At 54.0% G+C, this 12,792-nt stretch carries 10 protein-coding genes; all 10 read left to right on the plus strand.

Annotated features, from left to right (window positions below):
- The first annotated feature begins 29 nt into the window (after window positions 1-29).
- The 10 genes from E1757_RS18715 (at window position 30) to E1757_RS18760 (ending at window position 12,788) form a co-directional block, all read left to right on the plus strand.
- Window positions 30-800, plus strand: a complete 771-nt coding sequence (locus E1757_RS18715) for an SDR family NAD(P)-dependent oxidoreductase (RefSeq protein ID WP_133230882.1) — start codon at window positions 30-32, stop codon at window positions 798-800.
- Window positions 801-1,102: 302 nt separating this feature from the next.
- Window positions 1,103-1,894, plus strand: coding sequence for an alpha/beta hydrolase (locus E1757_RS18720; RefSeq protein ID WP_133230884.1), 792 nt, complete (start codon window positions 1,103-1,105; stop codon window positions 1,892-1,894).
- Window positions 1,895-3,143: 1,249 nt separating this feature from the next.
- Complete coding sequence (locus tag E1757_RS18725) at window positions 3,144-3,800, plus strand: SGNH/GDSL hydrolase family protein (protein WP_133230886.1); 657 nt, start codon at window positions 3,144-3,146, stop codon at window positions 3,798-3,800.
- A gap of 127 nt (window positions 3,801-3,927) precedes the next feature.
- The gene (locus E1757_RS18730) at window positions 3,928-4,629 is read left to right on the plus strand and encodes a GntR family transcriptional regulator (RefSeq protein ID WP_133230888.1); all 702 of its coding nucleotides are present in this window, start codon (window positions 3,928-3,930) and stop codon (window positions 4,627-4,629) included.
- 68 nt (window positions 4,630-4,697) lie between these two features.
- On the plus strand, window positions 4,698-5,057 hold the full coding sequence (locus E1757_RS18735; protein ID WP_133230890.1) for a Na-translocating system protein MpsC family protein: 360 nt from the start codon (window positions 4,698-4,700) through the stop codon (window positions 5,055-5,057).
- Between the two features lie 276 nt (window positions 5,058-5,333).
- Window positions 5,334-7,685 carry an FdhF/YdeP family oxidoreductase gene (locus E1757_RS18740; RefSeq protein WP_133230892.1) on the plus strand — a complete coding sequence of 784 codons (2,352 nt, stop codon included), beginning with the start codon at window positions 5,334-5,336 and terminating at the stop codon, window positions 7,683-7,685.
- On the plus strand, window positions 7,685-8,506 hold the full coding sequence (fdhD, locus tag E1757_RS18745) for a formate dehydrogenase accessory sulfurtransferase FdhD (RefSeq protein WP_246079309.1): 822 nt from the start codon (window positions 7,685-7,687) through the stop codon (window positions 8,504-8,506). Before E1757_RS18740 ends, fdhD begins: the two co-directional genes overlap by 1 nt.
- 401 nt (window positions 8,507-8,907) lie before the next feature.
- Window positions 8,908-10,521, plus strand: a complete 1,614-nt coding sequence (locus tag E1757_RS18750; protein ID WP_133230894.1) for a glycoside hydrolase family 43 protein — start codon at window positions 8,908-8,910, stop codon at window positions 10,519-10,521.
- A 411-nt stretch (window positions 10,522-10,932) separates the two neighbouring features.
- The gene (locus tag E1757_RS18755) at window positions 10,933-11,919 is read left to right on the plus strand and encodes a cation diffusion facilitator family transporter (protein ID WP_133230896.1); all 987 of its coding nucleotides are present in this window, start codon (window positions 10,933-10,935) and stop codon (window positions 11,917-11,919) included.
- A 104-nt stretch (window positions 11,920-12,023) separates the two neighbouring features.
- Window positions 12,024-12,788, plus strand: a complete 765-nt coding sequence (locus E1757_RS18760; protein ID WP_133230898.1) for a sugar phosphate isomerase/epimerase family protein — start codon at window positions 12,024-12,026, stop codon at window positions 12,786-12,788.
- Window positions 12,789-12,792 lie beyond the last annotated feature (4 nt).

Here is a 12,792-nt window from a genome sequence, read left to right on the forward strand (position 1 = left end):
AGCGATAAACAGCGGAAGGAGAAGATGACATGAGCAGCCGATTGAAGGATAAGGCGGTCATTATTACGGGAGGTACGAAGGGGATCGGCAAAGGGATCGCGTACATGGCCGCCGCCGAAGGGGCGAAAGTCGCCATCAGCGGACGCAATGAGGCGGACGGCCGTCGGGTTGTAGACGAGCTGGAAAGCCGATACGGTGCGGAGGCGCTGTTCGTGCAGGGGGACATCAGCCGGGAAACGGCCTGCCGGCGTTTGGTCGGGGAGACGGTACAGCGGTTCGGACGGCTGGACGGTCTGGTCAATAACGCGGGGATATTTCCGCGCGGAACGATACTCGATACATCGGAAGATATGTACGAGTCGATCTTTGCGGTGAATATGAAGGCGCCGTTTTTTTGCTGCAAATATGCGATTGAAGCGATGCAGCAGAACGGTGGCGGCTCGATCGTCCATATGGGCTCCACCCATGGCTACAAGGGCTCGCCCAATCTGGCGGCATACGCCTGCTCCAAAGGGGCGCTGCGGACGCTGAGCCGGCATATCGCCGCCCACTACGCCAGGCAGCAAATCCGCTCCAACTGGGTGACGGTCGGCTGGGTCGCCTCCGAGGGCGAAATCGAGCTGCACGAAAGCATGGGCGCGACGCTTGAGGAGCTGCAAGAACGCGCCAAAACAAACGTGCCGAGCGGACGCATGCAAACGGCGGAGGATATGGCATACGGCGTTATTTATTTACTGTCCGACGAATCGAATCAGGTAACCGGCTCCGAGCTGGCGATTTCCGGCGGACTGAACATATAAGTCAAATTAGCGGGACTGCATGGTTTATGTTTCCATTTTTGGACAACATGTGCTGATTAATAAAGAACGGTCATATATAATGGACATCAGGAGGATAAGGGCTTGGAGAATGGCTTCAGGGCTAGTTTTTTAATTGCGTTGTTGCGTTCGGAGAAGCTTGCGTTCGCCTGAGTCTTTGGATTTCAACAGCTGGAACGGGTTCATTTCAAGAAAATCGGGAGACAACAGCAGCGTTTCGTTAAATGATCCGCCTCGCAAGCGGCAATTTATTCATCGTATTTTCAGGAGAGGAGAATTCCAATTTGGCACTGATCCAATGTCATTTTTTTTCCGAATCGCTGCAGCTGAGCACCTCGATGACCGTTATTTTGCCGCAGCAGACGCGGGCGCAAATCGGGATGCAAAATGTCCAAAAGCAGGAGCGTCATCAGACGCTGTATTTGCTTCATGGCATGTCGGATGACGATACGATCTGGCTGCGCCGCACTTCGATCGAACGGTATGTCGCTCCGCTCGGTCTTGCCGTCGTCATGCCGCAGGTTCACCGCAGCTCGTATACCGATATGGCTTACGGCAACCGGTATTGGACGTTTTTGAGCGAGGAGCTGCCACAAATTTGCCGCTCGTTTTTTCCGCTGTCGGATGCGCGCGAGGACAATTTTGTCGCCGGGCTGTCAATGGGCGGTTACGGGGCGATGAAATGGGCGTTGTCGCAGCCGGACCGGTTTGCCGCAGCGGCGAGCTTGTCCGGCGGGGTGAACCGGGCCCGAGTGCCGGAGGAGCCGCAAAGACTGCGGGATTATACGCTTACCTTCGGCGAGGACAGTGTGGCGGGTACGCCTAATGATCTGTTCTGGCTGCTGCAGCAATGCGAGTCGAGCGAGGGGCCCAAGCCCAAGCTGTACCAATGCTGCGGGACGGAGGATTTTCTGTATGCGGATAATGTGCTTTTCCGTGACGCGTGCCGCCAAACGAGCCTGGATTTCACCTATGAAGAAGGTCCAGGTACGCATGAATGGGGCTATTGGGACCGGAAAATCCAGGATGTGCTGGCCTGGCTGCCGTTAAACGGGGAAGTTTCCGGCAATCGATAAAACCGCTGCGGGCCGGCTGCGCTTGCAAAAAGGGGCTTTACTAAAGGTCATTTTGGAGTTTCACCCCCGGTCTGATATGAATTTGCATGTGAAATGCCGCTTCCGCCCCTACTTATATAGTAGTGCTGGAGGCGGTTTTGCATATGTTTTGGGACTGTCTCACCGGCTGATCCCCGTATGGGACAGCCGCCCCTTTTTGACATATGGCGAATTATAAAACAAGGGAAGTGGCTCCAGCCAAGGGATTCCGCATGCTCATCCGCTTGCAGCATTGGGAGGGAATACTCCGTAATCAGCGGGAAACGGCGACGTAACGGACAGAGCTGCCGTTATTTGACCCGATTCCTACCTTTCTGAATTGTAACGGACCGGAGAGATGTTAAATGCCGTGCCCGTCGTTCATGTGCCCCATCTGTTGTGGAATAACGTCTACTCGATCCGTTGGAATTGAAAACGATTCGTTTGACAGCAAATAAGGGCTCTGAAGTCCGTGCCTCAAATTTATAAGGCATTGTTACGTATGCTCACTGCAGGAATTGTGCGCCTTCAAGTGATCGAGTCACCGTCCAGTCTAGTAACACGCTGCTGTATCCAGATAAGTACAACGGATAATAAAGCTTGCGGCGGAGCCATGTACCCGGAATACTACAGAGGTGTGCATGGTATGAATACCGGATCGAAGACCGGTTAGTAAAAAAGAGGCAGCAGAAGACAGAAGAGTAGAACAGTAAGAGGGTATGGATGTGGGGTGGAAAGTTTACGGGCCGTCTTTGAAGTCGTGTTCCCCCTGCCCAGTCTAATCGAAGGAACACGACTTCAACAACGGCTGTAACCCCGCATCCATCCCTCCCAACGCTCAAACGTATATCCTACACCAAGGACGCCGCAAGGCGTTTTTTGTGCGCTTGGCAGCGCACCGACTAGGGAGTGAAAGTCTCCAGTACACCGTGAGGTAGCGGAAGTACATAGCCGATGCATAATGCATACTTCATGAGGATGCTTGCAGAGTATGCAAAGGCAACCCCGGAACAGGCGGCATAACCATGATGGCTGGCGGAACCGGATAACCGCGAAAAAAGGGAAAGTCCGATACTACCATAGTTCCGATAGGATGCATTCCATTTACCCGCAGCAAGAAAATGCTTGAAAAGACGGTCCCGGCTAGGTATGATTTGAACATGCGCAATGCCAACCGCAACGAACGAATCCGACAGAACGAATCCAACTGAAGAAAGGTAGAGATTTCACGATGATATTCAACAAGCATGACAAGCTGGTCATGATTGGCGATTCGATTACCGATACGGAACGCAAGAGACCGCTTGGCGAAGGCCGCAACGATGCGACCGGGAAAGGCTATGTGACCGCGGTTAGCGCCTTGATCAATTCCGTCTATCCCGAGCTGTCGCTGCGGATAATCAATATGGGCATCAGCGGAAACACGGTACGAAGTCTGAAGGAACGCTGGCAGACCGATGTTGTCGATTTGCAGCCGGATTGGGTATCGATCATGATCGGGATCAATGACGTATGGCGCCAATACGACCAGCCGGTTATCAAAGAAACGCATGTTTATTTAGAAGAATACAAAAGCACGCTCAGCGAGCTGATCCAAATTACGAAGCCGCTTGTCAAAGGCATTATCCTGATGACGCCGTTTTATATCGAGCCGAATGCCGGAGATTGTATGCGCCGAACGATGGATGAATACGGCGCAGCGGTCAAGGAAATCGCAGCGCTCCATCAAACGAGATTCGTCGATATCCAGGCTGCGTTCCAACCGGTGTTGGAGCATACATATCCGGCCGAGCTCGCGTGGGACCGAGTCCATCCAAATATGACGGGGCATATGGTTATTGCCAGAGCCTTTTTGAACGAAGTCGGATTTGATTGGAATAAAAGGTAAGCGATGAAGTGCAGACGCATCGGGTGGATCGCAGCCGAACCTTCCTGCGGAAGCATTTGATTTGTATACAAGTACACAAGTATAATGTCATAAGAAGTGCAGTAGGAAGCAGGTGGCTTTATTCGTAATGAAATGGAACAATTTGCAACCGACCAGGCAAACCTTGGGCGAAAAAGCGTACGAATCGATCCGCGAGGCGATCATATCGCTGGAGTTTGAGCCGGGTCAAATGATTTATGAAAATGAGCTGGCCACATCGCTTGGCGTCAGCCGAACTCCGGTGCGCGAAGCGTTTCGGATGCTGCTGTCGGAAGAGCTGATCGAGATTTTGCCGCAAAAGGGCGCGAAGGTCGCCTTGATCTCCGAAACCAAGGTAGAGGAGACGCGTTTCGTTCGCGAGAGTCTGGAATCCGCCGCTTTCCGGATTGCGGCAAATCAGTGGACTGGCGGAACGGAGCCTTATGCGAGCATTGCGCGGGAAATTGATGTTCTTCTGAAGCAGCAGGCGGAGGCGGCGGGCCGTAATGATGCCGGCGCTTTTTTGCAGCTGGACGAATCGTTTCACCGGAAGCTGCTGGCGCTGAGCGGAAACCAGACGCTGCTGACGGTCGTTAATCAAATGCGCGGGCATTTGAACCGGCTGCGCTATTTATCGCTCCGGCAGCTGAACAATATGGAAGATTTGACCGTGCAGCACCGGAACATTTGGGCCGCCGTACAGGCCAATGACGAACGGCGGACCGAGGAGCTGCTGCGCCGGCACGTAAGCCAGCTGCCGGGTGACATGGCGGCGTTGAAGGGCCGATTTGGGTCCTATTTTCTTCCGTAGCAATATTGAACTCTCATCAGGACCATGATAAACTTTAACGTATACGAAGAAAAAGAGGAAGTCCGTTTATGAATAAGGTAGAAGCGGAATTTAGCAATTTGGTGAAAGCGTTTCGCAAACGCCATATGGGCAAAGGACCGAGAGAAATCCGTACCACCTTTTGCAGGCAGTGGGCGATTTGTGAAATGGAGGGCAACTTGTCGCCGGTTGAGAAATTTATCGCATCCGGAACGGATGGCAAACAGGTGCTGCGTACGGCAAGGACGGAGATGGTGAAGGAAATGTACCGCAACCATCCGCCTGTCGAGATGGAGGAGCTGCTGGGCGCCAAATTTATCGAGCTGTTTGTCGATATCGATCTGGATAAAGACTTCGGTATGTCGATCTTCGTGTTCGATCAAGATATTCAACGTAAATTTTCGTCATAATGCAAACCTGCAGCTGAAGACTTGGCTTGCCCGCATCCGTCGTTGACGGGCCGGACAGCCCGATTTTCGTACAAGACCATACATGTGCCGTTGGCACTTGGCAGCGATCCTGCTCAAGACTAACCGCCGCAACAGTCACTTTCTTTTTGTTGAACCGAGTCCAACAAAACGAGAGATCGTCTGTTGCGGCTTTTTTGTCCAAATGAACCATACGGCAAGCGGGACGAATGACGATATAACGCTGCGCCTAATCGAATGAACGGGGAGGAATGAACGATGGGAACAACAAAGCATACAGGGCCCATCCGGCTGCCGAAGAAGCTCGACCCGAAGCTGTGGGTCAGCAAGGCGCCGTTCGGCTTGGGCCATATCAAGCCGCATCATATTAAAGACACGCTCAAGGTCGCATGGGACAATCGGGATCAGCTGCCTTACGCGTACCGCATCTTGACTCAGGGGGTGTGCGACGGCTGCGCGCTGGGGGTGTCCGGATTATACGACCGGACTCTGGAGGGACCGCATCTGTGCACGACACGGCTGAATGTGCTGCGGCTCAATACGATGCCGCCGATCAAGCCCGAGGTGCTGCACCGGGACATCGCCGCGCTGCGGACGATGGACAGCACCGAGCTGCGCAAGCTCGGCCGGATCCCGTATCCGCTGATCCGGCGTCAGGGAGAGACCCGCTTCTCCCGCCTGTCGTGGGACGAAGCGCTGGATACGATCGCGGCCAAAATCCGCGTGATCGATCCCAAGCAGCTCGCCTTTTACCTGACGGCTCGCGGCATAACGAACGAGTCGTACTACGCGGCTGCGAAGGTAGCCCGACTGCTGGGCACGAACCATATCGACAACGCTTCGCGCATTTGTCATTCGCCTTCCAAAACCGCGCTCAAACGCTCCGTCGGGATCGGAGCGTCGAGCTGCAACTACAAGGATTGGATCGGCACCGACGTGCTTGTATTTTGGGGGAGCGTCGCCGCCAACAACCAGCCGGTGTCGACCAAATATATGTACGCCGCCAAGCGGAAAGGTACGAAAATTATTGTCATTAACCCGTATTACGAGCCGTCGATGGAACAGTACTGGATTCCGTCAATTCCGGAATCGGCGCTGTTCGGGACGAAGCTGGCCGACGATTTCTATCAGGTCAACATCGGCGGCGACATTGCATTCATGAACGGCGTCATGAAGCATTGGTTCGAGATGGAAGCGTTTCAACCGGGCTCGGCGCTGGACCGAGAGTTTATCCGCAGACATACGAACGGGTACGAGCAGCTGCGGGCTCATGTCATGAAGCAGGAATGGGCATTGCTGGAACAGTCCTCGGGGTTGAGCCGCGAGCGGATGCTTGAATTTGCCCGTCTGCTCGCAGGAGCGAAATCGGCCGTGTTCGTCTGGAGCATGGGTTTAACGCAGCACCGTTTCGGCACGGATAACATTTCGCAGGTGGCGAATTTGGCGCTGTTGCGCGGGTTCCTCGGCCGCGCCCACTGCGGGCTGATGCCGATCCGCGGCCACAGCGGCGTGCAGGGCTCGGGCGAAATGGGCGCGGATCCGTTCAGTCTGCCGGGCGGCGAATTTAAAGCGCCGGATATCGAGCGTATCGAACGGCTCTGGGGGTTCGAGCTGCCCAAGTGGCAGGGCGACATCGTCGGCGTCTCGCTGGAAAATGCGCTGCTGCCCGAAGCGCACGAGCGGAAGCTGAAGCTGTTCTACACGTCCGGCGGCAATTTTCTCGAAACGATGCCGGACCCGGCCTTTGTCGAACGCTGTCTTGAAAGCGTTGAAATCCGGGTGCACCAGGATATCGTGCTGAATACGTCTACGCTGGCGGACGCCAGGGAGGCGGTCATCGTCCTGCCGGCGATGACCCGCTACGAGCAGCCGGGCGGCGGGACGTCGACGTCGACGGAACGGATGGTATACTTCTCGCCGGAAATCGACGGGCCGAGAATCGGCGAAGCGCGCGCCGAGTGGGCGATCTACGCGGAGCTTGCGGCCAAGGTCGATCCGGCGTACAAGCGCTTGGTCGGCTTCGAAAGCGCCCGCGATATCCGCAACGAGATCGCCGCCGCCGCGCCCTATTATGACGGTATCCAGCATTTGTCCGAACGCGGCGACGTGTTTCAATGGGGAGGCGCCTGGCTGTGCGAGGACGGCATATGTCCGACTCCGGACGGACGCGGGCAGTTAATTCCGATCGAGCTGCCCGAGCTGCGCAAGCCGGAAGGTCATTTCCGCGTAACGACGCGGCGCGGCAAGCAATTCAACTCGATGATCTACAGCGACAAGGACCCTTTTAACGGGGCGGACCGGTACGATGTGCTGATCAATCCCGCCGATGCGCAAGCGCTCGGCTTAAAGGCCGGCGATGCCGTCGTCGTTTATAATCAATACGGGATGCTGCACGGCCGGGCCAAGCCGGTGGCGGTGCAGAACGGCAATATTGAAGTGCATTGGCCGGAAGGCAACTCGTTAATTCCTAAAGGCGTTTACGAGCCAAAGGCTGGCATTCCGGAATACAACACGGCAGCCATCGTGGAGAAAGCCGAGACATACCACGCGTTTAAAGATACGCGATATGTGGAAAAACGGATCGCGGAGCTGGAGACGGAAATGGAGTGATGGAAGCAATGGAGAAACCGGTAACGGCCCTTTGGCCCACGATCAAATATACCGGAAACGGTCGGCAAGAGCTTGAGGATGAGATCGTCACCGAATATCCGCTAACGATCCGGCTGGACCGGGAGGAATTCGCGACCATGGTCTGTACGCCGACCGATTTGGAAGAACTTGTGCTCGGCTTCCTTGCATCCGAGGGCATTATTCGCAGTCTTTCCGAGCTGCGCAGCATGCGAATCGAAGAAAGCCGGGGCATAGCCGAGGTCGAGCTCGTCAACAAGCAAAATACCGCCAAAGAATGGGTGAACAAACGGTTTATCGGTTCCTGCTGCGGCAAAAGCAGACAGTTTTACTTTCATAACGACGCCCGTACGGCCAAAACGATTCCGGCAGGCGGCGCCGTACTGACTGCAGCGCAATGTCTGGAGCTGATGCGCGGGCTGCAGCAGTCATCCCCCGAGTTTCAGAGCACGGGAGGTGTTCATAATGCGGCACTATGCAGCGCGGACCAATTGCTGATTGTGCGTACGGACATCGGACGTCATAACGCTCTGGATAAAATATATGGCTGCTGCATCCGCCACAGCATACCGCTCAAAGGGAAAGTCATCGCCTTCAGCGGCAGAGTTTCCTCGGAGGTATTGTTGAAAGCGGCCAAAATCGGCGCTGCCGTGCTGCTGTCCAAGTCGGCCCCGACCGAGCTGGCGCTTCAGCTTGCCGAAGAGTTGGGCATTACGGTCGCAGGATTTATCCGCGGGCAATCGTTCAACGTATACACGCATCCGGAGCGGATACAAGGATTGTCCGGACCTGGACCGACATGAAACAAAAGCCGTGCGAAACCGGAGGCTGAACCGGTAAACGTTCCTTAGGCATCCCGCGGCATCAGCTTATCTAAACTTTTGCATACCGATCGGAATAAATGACGATCCATGGACGACCGCCAAATGTATGTTGACGAAAACAGGTTAAGATCGGCTTATAGACGTTACGGGAACCGCGACGTATAGTTGATGGTGTGCGAATTTTCCAAAGCGGTTCATACGCATTCAGTACGTGGATGCAGTTAGTGAACTCGTTCAGCATTGCTGAACATCGGGGAATCAGATGGGGACTCTACCCCACCTGATCCAAGGCCCACCTTAGAGGTGGGGGTCTTAACCCGATAAAGTCGTAATCGGATAATGCGCACAATCAAATATTACGTTATCGGAGGAATCAGTTGATGAGCAAAGCGGATATTCGCGCCGCGCAAAGCCATTCCGTATGGACGCCCGATTTGGGCGACGGCACTTTTAAAAATCCAATCGTGCATGCCGATTATTCCGATCCCGACGTGATTCGGGTCGGCGAAGACTTTTATATGACGGCTTCAAGCTTTTCGCATGTACCCGGATTGCCCATCTTGCATTCGAACGATCTGGTCAACTGGACAATCATTGGCTATGCGGTCGACCGGCTCGATCTGCCCGGCTACGATCTTCCCCAGCACGGCAAAGGCATATGGGCGCCGAGCCTTCGTTATCATGAAGGAAAATTCTGGATATTTTTTGGAGCGCCGGATGAGGGCATCTTCATGACGACGGCGGTCGACCCGCGCGGACCGTGGACGCCGCTGCATTGCGTGAAGGAAGCGAAGGGCTGGATCGATACTTGTCCTTTATGGGACGATGACGGGCAGGCTTATTTGGTTCATGCCTTCGCCCATAGCCGCAGCGGCATCAAGCATAAGCTGCAGGTATGCAAAATGAGCCCGGACGGCACCAGACTGCTGGACGACGGCGTGATCGTGTTTGACGGTACGGAAAACCATCCGACTTTGGAAGGGCCGAAAATATACAAGCGCAACGGATATTACTATATTTTCGCGCCGGCCGGCGGGGTCCCGACCGGATGGCAGCTGATCCTGCGTTCGAGGAGCATATACGGGCCTTTCCAGGAAAAAATCGTGCTCCATCAAGGCGATTCCGTCGTCAACGGACCGCATCAAGGCGGTTGGGTCGAGCTGGAGTCCGGCGAGTCCTGGTTTATCCATTTTCAGGATAAAGACGCTTACGGGCGCGTTGCTCATCTTCAACCGGTGCGATGGATGGACGATTGGCCGCTGATGGGCGCCGATACGAACGGCGACGGAATCGGCGAGCCGGTACTGCGGACGGGCAAGCCGAAGGTCGGCCGGGAATGGCCGGCTGCCGTACCCGACACGACCGATCACTTCGCCGGCGAGCGCCTCGGACTGCAGTGGCAGTGGCAGGCGAACCCCCAGAATAACTGGTATTCGCTCAAGGACAAGCCCGGTCATTTGCGGCTGTTCGCCAAGCCGCTGCCGGACGGGGTCAACGTTATGTACGACGCGCCGCAGCTGCTGATGCAAAAATTTCCTGCCGAGGTTTTTACAGTCACCGCCAAAATGGAGCTGCATGCGGAACACGCAGGGGAGCAGGCGGGCTTGATCGTGTTCGGCTATACTTATGGCAGTTTGTCGCTGCGGCAGACCGGAAACGGATTGCGGGTCGAGCTGCTGTACGGAGAAGCCGGCAACGATGGAGTCAGCGAGCGGGTGGAAGCAAGCGAAGACGTTCCGGACGGCGCAGGACCGGTCTATCTGCGCGCAGCCGTCGGCGAAATGGCGCTGTGTCAATTCAGCTACAGCCTGGACGGGGAGCAATTCCGGAAAATCGGGAGCAGCTTTTATGCCAGTAAAGGCCGGTGGGTAGGCGCGAAAGCGGGACTTTATGCGGTAGGCGGCAGAGCGGCTTCCCATTTCGGCACAGTGCCTGACTCCGGATCATCGCAATCATCCGGCTATGCGGATTTTGACTGGATTGCCTTTGATTAAGCGGATGAATATCAGCAAAGCCTGACGGCAAATTCCGTCAGGCTTTGTGCATGAATAGAATGCATAAGATCATTATACTTTGCTTCACACGACCTTGATAAACGCGCTCCCCCGAAGGACGACGAAGCCGTTTATCCTGGAGGAACCGGATAACATAAGCTTGCTTTGTTCCGTTCAGCCTTGACAATTTTTTCGTGATAGAAGTATAAAGTAATATTCGAATTGATATGCTAGTTCAATGCCGCTTCCTTGTCTTAAGCCCGTGCGTCTAAGCATTTAATGAACGATATTATGCTTTTTGATATTGACAAAGCAAGCAACGCAGCCGATAATATATATGAATACATGTTCATATATTATTAAAATAAACTTTGGACGCCATAATGGCAATTATCAAGGGAGGCAATACGTATGCATCTACATCATTCTATTGAACGATCTCATGAGCGCTTAGACGGTCATAGGCACGACCATGAACATCAACAACATGACCATCATCACGGCCATGGGCACCATCATTTACCGTTGTCAGAAGGCAACCGTAAAGGATTGACTATCGCGCTGCTGATTACGGCGAGTATTATGCTGCTGGAATTTTTCGGCGGGATTGCCACAGGCAGTCTTGCATTGCTGTCCGATTCAGGCCACATGTTAAGCGATGCGGCTTCATTGGCGCTCAGCTTGGTTGCCGTATGGTTCGCCGCCAAGCCGGCCTCGCCCTCCAAAACGTTCGGGTACTTCCGGTTTGAAATACTCGCAGCGCTGTTCAACGGAGTCACCTTGTTTATCGTCGCAGCGGTTATTATGTGGGAGGCCTATCACCGTTTCCTGCAGCCTCCGGCAGTAGCGAGCGGCTCCATGATCATCATAGCTATCGTAGGGCTGCTGGCTAATCTGCTCAGCGCCTGGTCGCTGATGCGCAAAGGCGATATCCGCAACAATATGAACATTCGCAGCGCCTATCTCCATGTGATCGGAGATGCACTTGGTTCTGTCGGAGCGATTGCTGCCGGCTTGCTGATGCTGGCGTTTGGATGGTATATCGCCGATCCGATCATCAGTGTCATTGTGTCTCTGCTTATTTTAAAAAGCGCGTGGAGCCTCGTTTCGCATACGATCCATGTGTTGATGGAAGGAACTCCGGCCGCGTTGAACAGAGACGATGTGCGAATGGAGCTGGAACAAATAACGGGAGTCATCGAGGTGCACGATCTCCATATTTGGACGATCACCTCAAGCATGGATTCGCTAAGCTGCCATTTGCTGGTCGAGGATCATCAGGACAGCCAAGGCATTTTGCAGCAGGCTATTCAACGGCTGGAGGATCGTTTTCAAATCCATCATGCGACGATTCAAATTGAAAAATCGGCCATCCAGCATCAACCGCTGAAGGTTTAGAGCAAAATATGTGGAAAAAAAGCGTGAATCAGCAAGAAAAGCTAGGAAACATCTCTCTTTTTGCTGTAAAATAACATGGAGATCATTTAAGGAGGAACAATCGAATGACGACTTTCGGCTGGTGTATGCCTATTGAACACGCAGGTGAATTAAAAGAGTACGGATACGATTATATCGAATGCGCGCTGGCACCTTTTTTAAAGCAGGATGACGATGCGGTTAAGAAGGCGCTTCCGCTTTATGTGAACAGTCCGCTTCCGGTAAAAGCATGGAATGTGTTGTTCCCTGGAGATTTGAAAGTAGTCGGACCGGATGTGAACGAAGACAGAGTCAAACAATATATAAAAAAAGCCGTCGATACGATGCAGCAGGTAGGCTCGTCCATATTCGTATTTGGCAGCGGCGCTGCCCGCTCCGTACCCGAGGGCTGGGATCGGAAACGCGCCGAGGAGCAAATTGTGAATGTACTGAACTGGTATGCCGGCGAGCTTGAAGGCTCCAAGCTGACATTGGTGATTGAGCCTTTGAACACGAAGGAATCGAACATTATTAACAGCGTCGCCGAAGGCGTGCAGTTCGCCAAGTTGTTGAACCATTCACACATTCGGGTGCTGGCTGATTTTTATCATATGGACGAGGAAAATGAACCGCTGGATACGATCGTGACACACAAGGATTGGCTTGCCCATATTCATGTGGCGGACACAGGACGCCTGGCGCCAGCGACGGGACATTATCCGTACGAGCAGTTCGTCGCTCAATTGAAAGCGGCAGGCTACAACGGCATGGTTTCCGCTGAATGTACGTTAAAGGACCGGGACAAAGAACTGCCTCAAGCGCTTGAATTTATGAAACGCCATTGGGCTTAAAGTG

The sequence above is a fragment of the Paenibacillus piri genome, from assembly GCF_004354045.1.
Lineage (GTDB): Bacteria > Bacillota > Bacilli > Paenibacillales > NBRC-103111 > Paenibacillus_S > Paenibacillus_S piri.